This is a genomic window from Methylomonas sp. EFPC1 (assembly GCF_016925515.1).
GTDB classification, from domain to species: domain Bacteria; phylum Pseudomonadota; class Gammaproteobacteria; order Methylococcales; family Methylomonadaceae; genus Methylomonas; species Methylomonas defluvii.
The window spans coordinates 4,487,606-4,504,500 of the sequence record NZ_CP070494.1 but is presented as its reverse complement, the minus strand read 5'-3'; the positions used below and the strand labels follow the sequence as shown (position 1 = coordinate 4,504,500).

8 protein-coding genes, 2 tRNA genes and 3 rRNA genes are annotated in these 16,895 nt (G+C 49.6%); 12 read left to right on the top strand and 1 reads right to left on the bottom strand.

Annotation, left to right across the window (positions count from 1 at the left end):
* Positions 1 to 14 precede the first annotated feature (14 nt).
* Both JWZ98_RS20745 and JWZ98_RS20740 read left to right on the top strand, forming a co-directional pair.
* The gene (locus tag JWZ98_RS20745) at positions 15 to 1,754 is read left to right on the top strand and encodes an alpha/beta fold hydrolase (protein WP_205451579.1); all 1,740 of its coding nucleotides are present in this window, start codon (positions 15 to 17) and stop codon (positions 1,752 to 1,754) included.
* Between the two features lie 11 nt (positions 1,755 to 1,765).
* On the top strand, positions 1,766 to 3,340 hold the full coding sequence (locus tag JWZ98_RS20740) for a hypothetical protein (protein WP_205451578.1): 1,575 nt from the start codon (positions 1,766 to 1,768) through the stop codon (positions 3,338 to 3,340).
* Positions 3,341 to 3,408: 68 nt separating this feature from the next.
* On the opposite strand, the gene JWZ98_RS20735 is transcribed toward JWZ98_RS20740, so the two are convergent.
* Positions 3,409 to 4,584: an integrase gene (locus JWZ98_RS20735; protein WP_205450356.1), complete on the bottom strand. Its 1,176-nt coding sequence runs from the start codon at positions 4,582 to 4,584 to the stop codon at positions 3,409 to 3,411.
* 486 nt (positions 4,585 to 5,070) lie between these two features.
* Here JWZ98_RS20735 and JWZ98_RS20730 point away from each other — a divergent pair.
* From JWZ98_RS20730 to JWZ98_RS20685, 10 genes are all read left to right on the top strand, one after another.
* Positions 5,071 to 6,604 (top strand): 16S ribosomal RNA (locus JWZ98_RS20730).
* Positions 6,605 to 6,664: 60 nt separating this feature from the next.
* Positions 6,665 to 6,741, top strand: a tRNA-Ile gene (locus JWZ98_RS20725).
* Positions 6,742 to 6,858: 117 nt separating this feature from the next.
* Positions 6,859 to 6,934: transfer RNA gene (locus JWZ98_RS20720), tRNA-Ala, on the top strand.
* A gap of 368 nt (positions 6,935 to 7,302) precedes the next feature.
* Positions 7,303 to 10,197 (top strand): 23S ribosomal RNA (locus JWZ98_RS20715).
* Positions 10,198 to 10,361: 164 nt separating this feature from the next.
* Positions 10,362 to 10,477, top strand: a 5S ribosomal RNA gene (gene rrf / locus JWZ98_RS20710).
* The 16S, 23S and 5S rRNA genes sit together here with 2 tRNA genes alongside, the layout of an rRNA operon.
* 133 nt (positions 10,478 to 10,610) lie before the next feature.
* Positions 10,611 to 10,931 (top strand): Grx4 family monothiol glutaredoxin, encoded by a 321-nt coding sequence (gene grxD, locus JWZ98_RS20705; protein WP_171697299.1) that lies wholly within the window; start codon positions 10,611 to 10,613, stop codon positions 10,929 to 10,931.
* Positions 10,932 to 12,909: 1,978 nt separating this feature from the next.
* Positions 12,910 to 13,662 carry a bacterial ammonia monooxygenase, subunit AmoC gene (gene amoC / locus JWZ98_RS20700; RefSeq protein WP_036280014.1) on the top strand — a complete coding sequence of 251 codons (753 nt, stop codon included), beginning with the start codon at positions 12,910 to 12,912 and terminating at the stop codon, positions 13,660 to 13,662.
* Between the two features lie 117 nt (positions 13,663 to 13,779).
* The gene (gene amoA / locus JWZ98_RS20695) at positions 13,780 to 14,529 is read left to right on the top strand and encodes a bacterial ammonia monooxygenase, subunit AmoA (RefSeq protein ID WP_192392144.1); all 750 of its coding nucleotides are present in this window, start codon (positions 13,780 to 13,782) and stop codon (positions 14,527 to 14,529) included.
* Positions 14,530 to 14,618: 89 nt separating this feature from the next.
* Positions 14,619 to 15,863 (top strand): bacterial ammonia monooxygenase, subunit AmoB, encoded by a 1,245-nt coding sequence (gene amoB / locus JWZ98_RS20690; RefSeq protein WP_033159226.1) that lies wholly within the window; start codon positions 14,619 to 14,621, stop codon positions 15,861 to 15,863.
* Positions 15,864 to 15,979: 116 nt separating this feature from the next.
* Complete coding sequence (locus tag JWZ98_RS20685) at positions 15,980 to 16,384, top strand: hypothetical protein (RefSeq protein ID WP_033159243.1); 405 nt, start codon at positions 15,980 to 15,982, stop codon at positions 16,382 to 16,384.
* Positions 16,385 to 16,895 lie beyond the last annotated feature (511 nt).

Here is a 16,895-nt window from a genome sequence, read left to right as displayed (position 1 = left end):
ACAGGACTACTGACATGACAACTAACAGCAAAACCTCGTTCGAATTCACCGAAGAAATGAAAGGCTATCTCAGCCTGGGCCAAACCGCTTTTGAGGACGGTTACCAGCAAGGCAAGGAAGATAACCATTACTTCATGTTTCATCTGACCATCCAGAGCGACGACCTGGATACCTTTTTGGAGTCCGAAGCTCACCAATCGGCGGCCATCGGCTATGTCGAAGGCGATTTGATCGGTGGCCGGCGTAACGTCGATAAAGGCGTGTTCAATCTGTTCGTCGACAGCGCCGACGCCGACCGCAAACAAATGCTCTACCGGCTGTTTTTTACCGATGCCAATGGTCAGGCCATGACCTTGAGCGGTCGCAAACAGATTCAAAACAACGTCGGCCCGGACTTATGGGCCGACACCACCACCTTGTTCACTAACTTATTCAAGGGCCATGTGGAAGCCGACAAGGAAGCCAAAGCCAAGGTTTACGCCACCGGCTTGTTGTATATCGAAGTGATGGACTTTGCCAAACAGCTGACGACGATCAAAGCCAGCGGCGATACCTTGAAAGACCGTCTGCATGCCATCGAACGCTTCGGCGGCTTCTTTTTAGGCGCGTTGTGGGAAGTCTACAAACCATCCATGTTGCCAAAGATGGGCAGCTTCGAGCGGGAAATCCCACTGTATACCTTGGAAGGCGTCAAGGATGCGGAGGTCAGCACCCATCAGTTCACGACCGCCGACCGGCTGGGCCTGAGCTTATTGCGCTTCAAGCGCGCGGCTAGCGACGATGTGGTAGTGCTGGTGCCGGGCCTGACCGCCGCCAGCGATATGTTCATCATGCCGGAACATTACAACCTGACCAGTTATCTGTTGGATCATGGTTTTGGCGACGTCTGGACTTTGGACGGTCGGATCAGTAACCGCTATTCCTATAACCTGCATAGACACAACTTCAATGTTGACGATCTGGCGCTATACGACATGCCGGCGGCCATCGCCACCGTGCGCGCGGCGGTCGGTCCTTCCGCCCGCATTCATGTCATCAGCCACTGCTTTGGGGCGCTGGCGTTTACCATGGGCTTGTTCGGCAAAGCGGTGACCGGCGTGCGCAGCCTGATCGCCAACGGCGTGGCGCTGACGCCGTGCGTGCCGCTGCCGGCCAAGATCAAGCTGTATCTGGGCCCGCTGGCCGCCGATTACATTTTGGGCGTGGATTATCTGAACCCTTATTGGCGGCGCGAACCGGGTTGGGGGGTGGGTAAATTGCTGGCGACGGCCATTTCGGCGTTTCATCACGAATGCGACTCGCCGGAGTGCCATATGCTCAGTTTCATGTGGGGCTGGGGCTTTCCTGTGTTGTACAAACATGAAAATCTGCAGGATGTGACGCATCGCCGCTGCGGTGATTTGTTCGGCGGCTGTAGCGTCAATTACTACCGGCATGTGTTGAAAATGGTCAATGCTAATAACACCGCCGTGAAATATCAGCCCAACGAACCGCGTTACCGCAGCTTGCCGGACAATTATTTCCAACATGCCGCCGAAATTGACACGCCGTGCCTATTCGTCGCCGGCCAGGACAATGCCTTGTTCCGCAACTCCAATATCGTCTGCCACCAACGCCTGGAACAAATCGTCCCCGGCCGCCATGAACTGGCGGTGATTCCGGATTACGGGCATGCGGACGTGATCATGGGCAAAAATGCCGCGCAGGACATCTTTCCGCGTTTCGTGGAATTTTTGAATAAACATCGCAATTGAGGAATGCAGTCATGACAAGTACCCAAGAAGATTTACAACTAACGCTGGATACGCTGCAACCGACCAAAACCCGACCAACCACCGGGTTGAACCGGCTGTGCATCAGTATCAGCGACCTGCATTTCACCGATAACACGGTCGGCAATCAAAGCAGTGAGGAAATTGTCTGGGCAGAATTCTTCGCCGACATCGCCAGTACTTGCAAAACTCAGCAAGTCGACGAATTGACGCTGATCCTGGACGGCGACGTCGTGGATATGATTCGAAGCGCGGTGTGGGCCAAGCACGGTGTCTATCCGTGGGAGCGCGACAAACCGGAATTTGTCTTATGCCTGCGTGAAATCATGGCCGAGATTGTGAGCTTGCACGCCACCAACGCGGACGGTTTTTTCAATCATCTACAACGGCTTCCCGACGATCTGAAAAATACCCGGCTGGAAGTGATTACCTTGCTGGGCAATCACGATAAGGAAATTTTCACCGATCCGGTCACCCTGCGGATGTATTACGACGAGTGCTTGGGGCCTAAGCTGGCTAATTTGTCAGCCGAGTATCGGCAGTGGGTCGGCAAGATGTATTTCGATGACGAACAACATTTTGCCGACCGAAACAGCGTACCGTGGCTGCCGTTTTATTGGGGAGATGCCGAACTGCGGGTGTTTATTACCCACGGCCAATGGCGGGATCGGGAAAACAGCTTGGCATTTACGCCGGGCAGCAATTTACCGGGCTGGAGTACAGGGGACGGTTGGCGAGCTAAGGTTTGGCAGCAACTCCATTACGCGCCGTTCATCGAGGCCTGTTTCGGCGATACGGTTGCGGCCGGTGCGCTGTCCACGTTTATCTACCGTTGCAAACTCAAGCTGAACGATCAGGACCCGGATCAAGCCAATGTCAGCCGTATCAAACGCATTCTGGACGAATTGGATTTGTACCGGCCCACCTCGGCGGCAATTGCCCGGATTCTGCAAGAAACCCGTGACAAAAAAACCGGCAACGAACTGCGGGACATTATCGAGAACGAGTTATACGAAACCCTGTGCCTGTGGCTGAGTTGGGATTACACGCTGAGCAGCTCTCCGGCTTGGCGGCGCTTGGCGTTTCGCGTTGCCAGGGTGTGGTTGATGGTCACCGGCCCGCTGCATATGTTCCGGGTGCAATTGCACTTGGTACGCGGCGTGTTATGGCTTTATGACCAAGTACAAACACTGCTTGACTTGCTGGGACCCAGTTCGGTGTATCGAGAAGACGGTGCCAGTTTCAAAAATTTGCAGGTGTTTCCGACATTTCAGGATTTATTCCTGCAACAAGGATTTCGGCTGCACGGCGAAGGCCATACCCATATCCCGCTGCAAACCGAAGCGGATATCAAGCACACCGCGGACGGCGCACCAAGCCGAAACTTTACCTACATCAACTTCGGCACCTGGCGCGACCAGTTGGTAAGCAAAGAGAAAAAAGGCTACCGCCGTCGCGGCGTCGGCCGTAGTCTGTATGTGCTGAACAAGGTAACGGGCCAACAGCCGGGCTATCGTTTTTTCGTAAACGATAATTTGTCCTGGAGCGACAACATGGATCGACTGTAGCTTTTTTGGCGACGGTGGCCGGATAGTTGCGTCCGCGTATTGCCTCATAGAAAAAGGTAACCGAAGTATCAGAGTCGTTGCCTCACATTAGAGGTAACCTGGACTTGTGAAAAAATGAGTTTCAATTGTTGCTCAATGGCGGCCTTAAGAGCAAATGGATTGAGTTTGGCATGATGTTCCTGGAGAGTCTGTTTGGTGGTTTCCGGAATGTCAGGATGATTGATCACCCGTTGGTAAGGGGTTTGCGGGGCATGGTATTTTTTCACGACTTTGGCGCCGTCTCGGTGTTTTTTCCGCAGTTTCAGACTGGGACAGAAATGATTCTGCAAAGGGCACCAAAGCGTGCTGTAGACCGCGTTCATCAACGGCACCAGCGCGGCATTATCCAGCCGGTCGTAGCCGAATAATTGCCTGGCGTGAGTCCAGTTTTTCTGCTCGACGTGGGCATTGTCGTTTTTCTTGTAAGGCCTGGAGCGGGTAAACGCCGGCTTTTGCGGGTGGTCGGTGAAATAGCGAACCAGGTGATGATTGAGAAATTCAGAACCATTGTCGCAATCGAAGCCTTTCAAAGGGAATGGCAACAGGTTCTCGATGGCCTGAATCTGTTCCAGGATACCTTGCGAGCCTTTATTCCAGGTGGCCCGGCATTCGGTCCAGCCGGTGACAATGTCCGTCATCGTCAGGCTCCAGACGAAATCGCCGGCCAGCGAATTGCCACAGTGAGCGACAGTATCGGCTTCGACAAAACCGGGCTGGGTCTCGTCCCAGTGATGAGTGCGGATGGGAATCTGGGTTTTCAACAGAGACCCGGGTTTGGTGCCGGACAAGCCTTTGGGGTGCTGGACGCGCAAGGGTTTGAGCAAGCGATCCAAGGTCGCCGCCGACACCTTGAGCAAGTCGGCGCGCACGCCATCCGCCAAGGGGCCGTATTGATCTTCGTAATGAGGCAGCCAGATCGGTATCGCGGCTTTCAGGCGCTTGCCGCACAGTTGATCGCTAGCAAACCAGATGCGCTTCAATGGCTCCAGCAACACCTCGGCTTGATATTTCCGCTTGGGGCCGGGCCGTTTGCTAGGCGAAGCGGTTGGCTTGGCTTTTCGATTCAGCAAACGGATCGCGTACTTACGGGCGTAGCCGCAGACTTCGCAAAACTCGTTTAGGATCGTTTGTTTCGTGGCCCTATCGCTTTGTCGATAGCGCTTTTGGATAGCCTGTAAATAGGCTCGTCGTTCGTGTTTTCCCATGGTGGTAACCCGCTTGATTTCGGTTACACACAATGTGAGGCAACGACCCGTTTTTAATGACCCCTTGGGTTACTTTTAATTTGAGGCAATTCGTGAATAAAAAAGTTCTTGACGTGGGGGTTTTGGGTGATTAGAATGAGCGGCTCTTCACTGCTCTGGTTTGTTGGATTGAGCGGTGAAGAGGTCGGCTGGATTTGGCGGCTTTGGGTTGTAAGTCAGGATGATTTGTTTTAAGTGTTTCGGTTTTTGAAGTGACTTAAAAATAAATTTGACAAACACTGAAAACGCTGTAGAATATGCCGGCTCAACAGGGCGAAATGCTCTGGCTCTTTAACAAACGAAATCGAAATAATTTGTGTGGGTATGTGTAGCGACTATGTGCTGTTAGAAATAGTCGACACAGAAACCACGTCAATTCGCAAGAAAAGATGTTCTGTAGTCGAGCCAAGATTGGTCACTAATCTTATTTAGTGACACGTTAAAATTAAACTGAAGAGTTTGATCATGGCTCAGATTGAACGCTGGCGGTATGCTTAACACATGCAAGTCGAACGGTAGCAGGCCTTCGGGCGCTGACGAGTGGCGGACGGGTGAGTAATGCATAGGAATCTGCCTATTAGTGGGGGACAACGTGGGGAAACTCACGCTAATACCGCATACGCCCTGCGGGGGAAAGCTGGGGACCTTCGGGCCTGGCGCTAATAGATGAGCCTATGTCGGATTAGCTAGTTGGTGGGGTAAAGGCCTACCAAGGCGACGATCCGTAGCTGGTCTGAGAGGATGATCAGCCACACTGGGACTGAGACACGGCCCAGACTCCTACGGGAGGCAGCAGTGGGGAATATTGGACAATGGGCGAAAGCCTGATCCAGCAATACCGCGTGTGTGAAGAAGGCCTGAGGGTTGTAAAGCACTTTCAATAGGAAGGAATACCTATCGGTTAATACCCGGTAGACTGACATTACCTATACAAGAAGCACCGGCTAACTCCGTGCCAGCAGCCGCGGTAATACGGAGGGTGCAAGCGTTAATCGGAATTACTGGGCGTAAAGCGTGCGTAGGCGGTTGTTTAAGTCAGATGTGAAAGCCCTGGGCTTAACCTGGGAACTGCATTTGATACTGGGCAACTAGAGTTTAGTAGAGGGGAGTGGAATTTCAGGTGTAGCGGTGAAATGCGTAGAGATCTGAAGGAACACCAGTGGCGAAGGCGGCTCCCTGGACTAAAACTGACGCTGAGGTACGAAAGCGTGGGTAGCAAACAGGATTAGATACCCTGGTAGTCCACGCCGTAAACGATGTCAACTAACTGTTGGGTTCTTAAAGAACTTAGTAGTGGAGCTAACGTATTAAGTTGACCGCCTGGGGAGTACGGCCGCAAGGCTAAAACTCAAATGAATTGACGGGGGCCCGCACAAGCGGTGGAGCATGTGGTTTAATTCGATGCAACGCGAAGAACCTTACCTACCCTTGACATCCAGAGAATCTGTTAGAGATAGCGGAGTGCCTTCGGGAACTCTGAGACAGGTGCTGCATGGCTGTCGTCAGCTCGTGTTGTGAAATGTTGGGTTAAGTCCCGTAACGAGCGCAACCCTTATCCTTAGTTGCCAGCGGGTCATGCCGGGAACTCTAGGGAGACTGCCGGTGATAAACCGGAGGAAGGTGGGGACGACGTCAAGTCATCATGGCCCTTATGGGTAGGGCTACACACGTGCTACAATGGCCGGTACAGAGGGCTGCGAACTCGCGAGAGTAAGCTAATCCCAAAAAGCCGGTCCCAGTCCGGATCGCAGTCTGCAACTCGACTGCGTGAAGTCGGAATCGCTAGTAATCGCGGATCAGAATGCCGCGGTGAATACGTTCCCGGGCCTTGTACACACCGCCCGTCACACCATGGGAGTGGGTTGCAAAAGAAGTAGGTAGTTTAACCTTCGGGAGGGCGCTTACCACTTTGTGATTCATGACTGGGGTGAAGTCGTAACAAGGTAGCCCTAGGGGAACCTGGGGCTGGATCACCTCCTTACAAAGACGGCACACCGTTACACGTACTCACAACAAATTATTTCGATTGAAAGACGCACCTGGGTCTGTAGCTCAGTTGGTTAGAGCGCACCCCTGATAAGGGTGAGGTCGGAGGTTCAACTCCTCCCAGACCCACCAACGCATAAAAGGCGAAAGCAATAAGGCGAAACACAATCAGACCACACGCCTGGTTAGAATAACTGGCGCTGTGTCTAGTCACGTTTCGGCTTGAGTCTTGGTCTTTAGTCTGCTTTAGGGGCCATAGCTCAGCTGGGAGAGCGCCTGCCTTGCACGCAGGAGGTCGGGAGTTCGATCCTCCCTGGCTCCACCATCATGCTGAACGCTGAGGGTCAACCAGTTCGTCAAACGTAAGAAAAATAGTGGGTGAACATCAACGCTATACAGTTTTATCGGCGGCAACAGATAAAGACTTTATAGCATTGGTATTCGTACCGATAGCTCTTTAACAATATGGAAATCTGTAACTATAGTAATGATCAGCAATGATCAACACTAAAACGAGTTGCGGTTTGAATGACGTCGTTCTCGAAAGGGAAAGGCAGAAAACAAACAGCATGTCGTTCTCAAGCAGAAAAAATCAGCGAAAATGTCAGCTGACAAATAACTTAAATAGAAAGCCTAGCAAAGCTCAGGATTAACTTCCAAGGCTAAGTAAAAGCAGACGTATTCGGGTTATATGGTCAAGTGAATAAGCGCATACGGTGAATGCCTAGGCAGTAAGAGGCGATGAAGGACGTTGTAGCATGCGAAAAGCTTTGGGGAGCCTGCAAACCGGCTGTGATCCAGAGATGTCCGAATGGGGAAACCCGGCGCGCATAAGCGCGTCATCTTTGAGTGAATACATAGCTCACTGAAGCGAACCCGGAGAACTGAAACATCTAAGTACCCGGAGGAAAAGAAATCAACCGAGATTCCCTAAGTAGTGGCGAGCGAACGGGGACTAGCCCTTAAGCTAGGATAAGGTTAGTGGAACGGTCTGGAAAGTCCGGCGATACAGGGTGATAGCCCCGTACACGAAAACCTTTTTCTAGTGAAATCGAGTAGGTCGGAGCACGTGAAACTTTGACTGAATATGGGGGGACCATCCTCCAAGGCTAAATACTCCTTACTGACCGATAGTGAACTAGTACCGTGAGGGAAAGGCGAAAAGAACCGCGGAGAGCGGAGTGAAATAGAACCTGAAACCGTATGCGTACAAGCAGTGGGAGCCCCTTCGTGGGGTGACTGCGTACCTTTTGTATAATGGGTCAGCGACTTACATTTTGTGGCAAGCTTAACCGAATAGGGGAGGCGTAGCGAAAGCGAGTCTTAATAGGGCGTTTAGTCGCAAGGTGTAGACCCGAAACCGGGCGATCTATCCATGGCCAGGCTGAAGGTTGGGTAATACTAACTGGAGGGCCGAACCCACGTCTGTTGAAAAAGACGGGGATGAGCTGTGGATCGGAGTGAAAGGCTAATCAAGCTCGGAGATAGCTGGTTCTCCTCGAAAGCTATTTAGGTAGCGCCTCGTGTATCACTGCTGGGGGTAGAGCACTGTTTCGGCTAGGGGGTCATCCCGACTTACCAACCCGATGCAAACTCCGAATACCAGCAAGTGCCAGCACGGGAGACACACGGCGGGTGATAAGGTCCGTCGTGAAAAGGGAAACAGCCCAGACCGTCAGCTAAGGTCCCCAAATCTATGCTCAGTGGGAAACGATGTGGAAAGGCACAGACAGCCAGGAGGTTGGCTTAGAAGCAGCCATCCTTTAAAGAAAGCGTAATAGCTCACTGGTCGAGTCGGTCTGCGCGGAAGATTTACCGGGGCTAAGCATAGTACCGAAGCTACGGATTTACACGTAAGTGTGAGTGGTAGAGGAGCGTTCCGTACGCCTGCGAAGGTCGATTGAGAAGTCGGCTGGAGGTATCGGAAGTGCGAATGCTGACATAAGTAACGATAAAGGGGGTGAAAAACCCCCTCGCCGAAAACCCAAGGTTTCCTGCGCAACGTTAATCGACGCAGGGTTAGTCGGCACCTAAGGCGAGGCTGAAAAGCGTAGTCGATGGAAAACAGGTTAATATTCCTGTACCAGTAGTAACTGCGATGGGGTGACGGAGAAGGCTATATCAGCGGTCGGTTGGAAGTGGCCGTTTAAGCAGGTAGGCATGCATCTTAGGCAAATCCGGGGTGCTCTATGCCGAGACGTGATGACGAGCGGTTCGAAAGAACAGCGAAGTGATAGATGCCCTGCTTCCAGGAAAAACCTCTAAGCTTCAGGTTACTAGTGGCCGTACCCTAAACCGACACAGGTGGGTGGGATGAAAATTCTAAGGCGCTTGAGAGAACCCAGGTGAAGGAACTAGGCAAAATGATACCGTAACTTCGGGAGAAGGTATGCCCTCATTACGTGAAGGTCCTCGCGACTGGAGCGGAAGGGGGTTGCAAAAAATCGGTGGCTGCGACTGTTTAGCAAAAACATAGCACTCTGCAAACACGAAAGTGGACGTATAGGGTGTGACGCCTGCCCGGTGCTGGAAGGTTAATTGATGGGGTTATCTTCGGAGAAGCTCTTGATCGAAGCCCCAGTAAACGGCGGCCGTAACTATAACGGTCCTAAGGTAGCGAAATTCCTTGTCGGGTAAGTTCCGACCTGCACGAATGGCGTAACGATGGCCACACTGTCTCCACCTGGGACTCAGTGAAATTGAAATCGCTGTGAAGATGCAGTGTACCCGCGGCTAGACGGAAAGACCCCGTGCACCTTTACTATAGCTTGACACTGGACTTTGAACCTACTTGTGTAGGATAGGTGGGAGGCTTTGAAGCGGGAACGCCAGTTCTCGTGGAGCCAACCTTGAAATACCACCCTGGTATGTTTGGAGTTCTAACCTCGATCCATTATCTGGATTAGGGACAGTGTCTGGTGGGTAGTTTGACTGGGGCGGTCTCCTCCTAAAGAGTAACGGAGGAGCACGAAGGTACCCTCAGCCTGGTCGGAAATCAGGCAATGAGTGCAAAGGCATAAGGGTGCTTGACTGCGAGACGGACAAGTCGAGCAGGTACGAAAGTAGGTCTTAGTGATCCGGTGGTTCTGTATGGAAGGGCCATCGCTCAACGGATAAAAGGTACGCCGGGGATAACAGGCTGATACCGCCCAAGAGTTCATATCGACGGCGGTGTTTGGCACCTCGATGTCGGCTCATCACATCCTGGGGCTGAAGCAGGTCCCAAGGGTATGGCTGTTCGCCATTTAAAGTGGTACGCGAGCTGGGTTCAGAACGTCGTGAGACAGTTCGGTCCCTATCTGCCGTGGGCGTTTGAGATTTGAGGGAAGCTGCTTCTAGTACGAGAGGACCGAAGTGGACGAACCTCTGGTGTTCCGGTTGTCATGCCAATGGCATTGCCGGGTAGCCACGTTCGGACAGGATAACCGCTGAAAGCATCTAAGCGGGAAGCCCCTCCCAAGATGAGATCTCACTGGGACTTTAAGTCCCCTGAAGGGCCGTCGGAGACTACGACGTTGATAGGCACGGTGTGGAAGTCCAGTAATGGGCGTAGCTAACGTGTACTAATTGCCCGTGAGGCTTGACCATATAACACCCAATGCGTTTGGGTCAGGTCAGATGACAAGCTGATAACCAACTGAGAACGATAAGCTCGATACAGATTTCCATGAAAACAGGTAAACGGCAAATGCCGGGAAGCGAATACGCTTCAAACCTGTGCATGACGGCTGCAAAACAGCCAAACCAGTTTGCTTGGTGAACATAGCAAGCGTGAACCACCCGATCCCATCCCGAACTCGGAAGTGAAACCGCTTAGCGCCGATGATAGTGTGGCAGGTTGCCATGTGAAAGTAGGTCATCGCCAAGCTCTTAAACCAAAAGCCCTGCTTACCCATAGCAGGGCTTTTTTTTTGACCCCAAATCACCCCACTGCCGCTCTCTTCTCTTTTGCGGACGGGGTTGTTAGAATCCCCTCTCATCAATGTTTAGCGAGAAAACGCATGAGTGCAATAGACAGAATCCAAGCCCAATTAGCCAGCCATCCTGTGGTCTTGTACATGAAAGGCACCCCGGACTTCCCTCAGTGTGGATTTTCCAGCCGGGTGGTGCAAGTCTTGCAGGCTTGCAATGCGGATTATGCCCACATCAATATCTTCGAAGACCCTGAAGTCCGTGAAGCCTTAAAAGAATACTCGCACTGGCCTACCTATCCCCAACTGTATATCAACGGCGAATTAATCGGCGGCTGCGACATCGTTATCGATCTGTTTAATAAAGGCGAGCTTAATAATATGCTGGCGAGCGTGACCGCAAAGCTATAGGTCTGCAGTCTTGGTTCTGTGCGCCAATTAAAGGAAACGCTACAGGAGAATCGCTATTTTGCCGACAGATTTTTTCAGGCATCTTGTTAGAAAAATCGGCAAAAATGACGCGACCGTTTATGCCTTCAGCGCTCCGATTTCGTCCACGTCACCTCGTTCCGACCCAGCGCGAGGTAGGATGTTCACTGTCGCATGACTTGAAGTGGTGTCGCAATGCCATGCAGGTTTTTTCCATTTTGCTGCGAAAACCCGCCCGGTCTGCGGCTTCTGGGGGCTATTCAGCCTGCGATTGATAATGTTTCGTTTCCACGGTTTCGCGGCGTTCATTTACTGAATCGAAATGCCAAACCAGCCGCTTCGCCAGCCAAACGGCCTGGACCCAAGCGAAAATATCAAGCCGAGGTGTTGCCAGGGCCGTTGAAGTGCATCGGGATCAACAGCGTCAACCGTGCGGCAGGAGCTTGAAGACGGCGGTCCTGGGGGGTACTCAATCCTTTGCGCGTCCTATATCCCAAGGGTTTGTCCGGAACCAAGCCTGGCTAGCTGTTAACCGCTCAAAATCCCATTCGCAATCATCATTTAGACGAAGCTCCGCCAAGCTTAGTAGAGGTCGGTACGGTTGCTCACTGCGGCAATTTGGTGGCCTGGGATTTCGTCTGGACCTTAGCCATGACTGGGTTTTTAGCTGGCTGGACCGAAGTAAGGGCACTTGGAATAAGAGTTCTCAGGGCGTTCTAGAGTAGATCCGGTTTGTAACTGTTCCCGTTGAAGGGCTTCGATTGCGATACCCGGACTCGAGCAACGGTTCTGAATTTCTCAATCATCACTCGGTTTGCTATCTTACCGACCACCCTCGACACCCTGTCTTCAACCACTACAGAGAAAAACGCCACGACGGCACCAAAATCAATAAAAATACTACGCCCCGCAACGGCCGTACAAGCGCATCCGCGATCAACTCGACATTCCGGAATCCATCCAACAGACTCTTTGGGAGCATCACGCCAAGCGCAATCCCGTTACTAGCTCGCCTTTGAGCAATTTTTGAAACTGATTTTTTCAAAAGCTCAGGTTAGATCCAATGTGAGGATATAACTTTGATCCTTCGGGCGCCTTTTTTCTGAGAGGCGCTAAGGGAGCAGTTAATCCGATAACGAATGCAAGTCTGGTTGTTCTAGAAATTGACGATATAGTCGGTTGCGTCTCGGATAGTCTCGGCGTGATTGGTAGTTGTCGCGCTGTGCAACATCTTACAGTGGTAGGCTATTCTTGCTGTCGGCGGCCGCTACAATGCATAAGAAGCCGAGATCTATTTTAGTAATTTATTATCCGTCCGCAATTGCTGATTCGTGGTTGGCCCGATTGCTCGGCTTACACCTGCTTGCCCCATCGCCCCCCTATCTTCTCATTCTGCTAGAGGTCCAGGCAAATCTGGGTCACCGTTCAGTCGTTGCTCCTGAATCGTCTTCACTAATTGCAGCTTGAATACAGCATCATAATGCCGTCATTCTGTTTCATTGCGTTTCGCAAAGGGAAGGTTTATCAAGCTACTCGGGTGTGAATTTTTACTGGATCGCTACGTTTTGAGCTAGATGTTTTTTTGGTGCCTGAAACACAAGTGGAGGGTAAGAAAAAATGCGAGGCGATAGATGGCGGAGTTTGGATCCAATCAATTAGGCTGCGACTTATCACATGCACAGTATTTGGTAACCTATCTATCCTAATTGAATTCGAACGGGAGTTTTATCGAAACGTCGCTTAAATAGGTGTTCGAGTTTTGTTAACAGTAAAATTGCAAATGGGTGACAGCACGCACTCAGCTAAATTAGCTTAATTTATCTTGACAAGGATTTGGCAAGTGGTAGACTGCCACGCACCTCAAGGGACCGGGGTGTCTTCGAAATGAAGGCTAATAACATGGAAAAACAAAGAACTCCCGATTCGATCGGGGATTTAGATAATCTTTTAGGAGGTAGAAATGGCTGCTACAACTGAATCAGTTAAGGCTGATGCTGCGGAAGCACCGCTTTTAAATCAAAAAAACCTGTGGGCAGGTATCACCCTGTACTTGGTTTTTTATTCTTTCATTCGTTGGTACGAAGGTGTTTACGGCTGGTCAGCTGGCTTAGACTCATTTGCTCCAGAGTTTGAAACATACTGGATGAACATGCTGTATATCGAGATCGTTATCGAAGTACTGTTGTTTGCTGGTATCAATGGCTATATCTGGAAAACTCGTGACCGTAAAGTCATGTCAATCACTCCACGTGAAGAATTGCGTCGTCACTTCACACACTGGACATGGTTGGTTTGCTACGGTTGGGCGATCTATTGGGGCGCTTCTTACTTCACAGAGCAAGACGGTACATGGCACCAAACTATCGTTCGTGACACTGACTTTACTCCAAGTCACATCATCGAGTTCTACCTGTCATACCCAATCTACATCATCACTGGTTCAGCTGCTTTCATGTATGCAAAAACCAGACTGCCTACCTACCATGAAGGTCTGCACTTGATGTATCTGATTGCGGTTATCGGTCCATTCATGATTCTGCCTAACGTAGGTTTGAATGAGTGGGGTCACACATTCTGGTTTATGGAAGAGTTGTTCGTTGCTCCATTGCACTACGGTTTCGTATTCTTTGGTTGGGCTGCTCTTGCAATCATGGGTGTTGTGAACACCGAAGTAATGGCAATTGCAAAATTGCTGAAAAAAGATTTGGCTTAATAGCTTATCTTTAAAAGTAAAAATACTATCTCCTTTCCTGCCGCTGCTTTGTTTAAGTGGCGGTAGGATAAAGAGAAGTGAAAAAAATATAATTTTAATTCTTTAGGAGGTAAGCTAATGAGCGCATCTCAATCAGCTGTACGTTCACGTGCGGAAGCGGTACAAGTTTCCCGTACGTTCGACTGGATGATTCTTTTTACACTGTTCACAGCGGTTCTGGGCGGTTATCACATTCACTATATGTTGACTGGCGGTGACTGGGATTTCTGGACCGACTGGAAAGATAGACGTCTATGGGTAACTGTGGCTCCTATCGTTTCTATTACATTCCCTGCGGCTGTTCAAGCTTGCTTGTGGTGGAGATACCGTTTGCCAATCGGTGCTACAATTTCTGTTGTTGCTCTGATGGTTGGTGAGTGGATTAACCGTTACATGAACTTCTGGGGTTGGACATACTTCCCAGTTAACATCTGCTTCCCATCTAACCTGCTGCCAGGCGCTATCGTTCTTGATGTTATCCTGATGTTGGGTAACAGCATGACTCTGACTGCTGTATTAGGTGGTTTGGCTTACGGCTTGTTGTTCTACCCAGGTAACTGGCCTGTTATCGCTCCATTGCACGTGCCTGTAGAGTACAACGGCATGATGATGACTTTGGCTGACTTGCAAGGTTACCACTATGTTCGTACCGGTACACCTGAGTACATCCGTATGGTAGAGAAAGGTACATTAAGAACTTTCGGTAAAGACGTTGCTCCAGTATCAGCGTTCTTCTCTGGATTCGTTTCTATCATTATTTACTTCTTGTGGCACTTCTTCGGCAGATGGTTCGCTAAAACCGACTTCATCGCTGACGACGCGTCTTAATTAGAAGAATAGTAAGAAAATGAACCTGGTGGTTCTAGATAGCTACCAGAAAGTCTTAATTAAAATTCTCTAGTGATAGAGGAGGAAATATGAAAATAATAAAAGACAAAGTTGCAAAACTGTCCTTTGTCGCACTGTTGGTCGCAATGACAGCAGCGATGTTCTATGCTCCAACAGCATCTGCTCACGGTGAAAAATCACAGGCTGCGTTCATGCGTATGCGGACGATTCACTGGTTTGACCTGAACTGGTCAAAAGAAGAAGTGCCTGTTAATGAAACTATGACAATTTCCGGTAAATTCCTGGTATTCGCAGGCTGGCCGGAAACTGTTGATAAACCAGAAGTTTCATTTTTGAACGTTGGTATTCCTGGTCCTGTATTTATCCGTGCAGGTTCTTGGATCGGCGGTCAATTGGTTCCTCGTTCAGTGTCTCTGGAATTGGGCGAAGTTTATGAGTTTAAAGTTCTGTTGAAAGCTCGTCGTCCAGGTGACTGGCACGTTCACTCTATGATGAACGTACAAGGCGGTGGTCCTATCATCGGTCCAGGTAAATGGGTAACCATTACTGGTTCTATGAGCGAGTTTGTTAACCCAGTTACTACTTTGACTGGTCAAACAATCAACTTGGAAAACTATGCTCTGGACAACGTTTATTTCTGGCACGCAGTATGGTTTGCTATCGCGTTCGCATGGTTGTTGTTCTGGATCAAACGTCCATTGTTCGTTCCACGTCATATCGCTGTTAGCACGGGTAAAGCAGATTCTCTGATCTCAGCCGGCGACAAAAAAGTTGGTATGATCTTCGCTGTCGGTACGATGGTAATCGTTGCTGCTTCTATGGGTGCAACCAACGAAAAATACCCTGTAACAACTCCTTTGCAAGCTGGTTTGTTGCGCGGCATGAAAACTTATCAAATGCCTGAAGCTAACGTTTCAGTTAAAGTTGATGACGCTACATACCGTGTACCAGGTCGTGCAATGCAAATGACCTTGACCATCACAAACAACGGCGACTCAGCTGTACGTTTGGGCGAGTTCAACACTGCAGGTGTACGTTTCTTGGATCCAGCTGTTCATGAAGATGATACAGCTTACCCAGACGATTTGCTGGCTGAAGAAGGTTTAACTGTTAGCGATAACAGCCCTCTGGCTCCAGGCGAAACACGCACAATCGAAGTTACTGCTTCTGACGCTGCATGGGAAGTATATCGTTTAGCTGACTTGATCTACGATCCAGACAGCCGTTTCGCAGGTCTGTTGTTCTTCTGGGATGAAAAAGGTAACCGTCAATTGGTAACAGTTGATGCTCCTCTGATCCCAACTTTCATCTAATAGTGAAAGTGTTCTAAGTCGAAATACTTAGGAAGAAATTGAAAGCCCTCGCTATTGAAAGATAGCGGGGGTTTTTTTTAGGTAATATGCTCGGAAACCGCAGGAAAATGTTAAAAATGAAAAAAGTGCTAGTAATTTTGGGGGTTTTAGTGCTGAGCGGTTGCTCGGAAAAAGAAGAATATCAGTCCGTAGTATTGGAACAGATGAAGCAAGATAAAGATATTAAGGACTACGGAATTGAGCCGGAATTAATGACAAAATGTGTCGTCGATACTTCGTCGAATGCTATGCCTGGGTTATTCATATTAGATCCTGAAAGGCGTAAAGCATATAAAAATTACGCGAAAATGTTGGATATTAATAAGTCAACGGATCCACAAAAAACATTAATCGAATTACGAGAAAGTTTCGGTGCAGCCAAAGAGCTTGCAGAAGCACATTCAAATTATGTCGAAAGCGTAGTCGAATGTATGTCTGGTTTAGTGACTGGCGGAGAGGAAAAGTTAAAAAATACAAAATAGGATGACGTATTAACGAAAGCTATTTTGGTTATTACTCAAAAGTGAAATGCAAACCCAAATATGAGCAAGGCGAGTCTTAGGAGGGTTGTTGGTATATTCAGGAAAAAATGAAATAAAAAGGAGTTTATGTTGCAAAGAACCTCTGATTACTTCGGTTTTGCAAGACAACTTGGTGCCCATCATTGATTTAATTTACGCTGAAATTCGATGTTACGAATTAATCAGAGACTCCCAAAGCGACGACATCAGAAAGGTAACTAATGGCCCGAAACGTTACCGAAACTGCCGCTAGCTTAATGCGTCACCGCCGTTGTTATCCTTAATCTTACAGAACTGTAAATTACTTACTTTGATGTTTGGGAGCTCTCAAGCTCATAAGATAATCTGATCCAGTAATATCCCGGCTCAACTCGCCGGGATATTAAGTAACGACAGGAATCTCTTTGTATAGAAATGCGTTCCTACAGTGAGATTAAAGTGGCAAAGTCGGCGGATTGAGTTTGAATTCCTC

Bases quoted from the DNA above. Each gene is read 5' to 3' on its own strand.
- JWZ98_RS20745 (WP_205451579.1), top strand. From the start codon at position 15: ATGACAACTAACAGCAAAACCTCGTTCGAATTCACCGAAGAAATGAAA.
- JWZ98_RS20740 (WP_205451578.1), top strand. From the start codon at position 1,766: ATGACAAGTACCCAAGAAGATTTACAACTAACGCTGGATACGCTGCAA.
- JWZ98_RS20735 (WP_205450356.1), bottom strand. From the start codon at position 4,584: ATGGGAAAACACGAACGACGAGCCTATTTACAGGCTATCCAAAAGCGC.
- grxD (WP_171697299.1), top strand. From the start codon at position 10,611: ATGAGTGCAATAGACAGAATCCAAGCCCAATTAGCCAGCCATCCTGTG.
- amoC (WP_036280014.1), top strand. From the start codon at position 12,910: ATGGCTGCTACAACTGAATCAGTTAAGGCTGATGCTGCGGAAGCACCG.
- amoA (WP_192392144.1), top strand. From the start codon at position 13,780: ATGAGCGCATCTCAATCAGCTGTACGTTCACGTGCGGAAGCGGTACAA.
- amoB (WP_033159226.1), top strand. From the start codon at position 14,619: ATGAAAATAATAAAAGACAAAGTTGCAAAACTGTCCTTTGTCGCACTG.
- JWZ98_RS20685 (WP_033159243.1), top strand. From the start codon at position 15,980: ATGAAAAAAGTGCTAGTAATTTTGGGGGTTTTAGTGCTGAGCGGTTGC.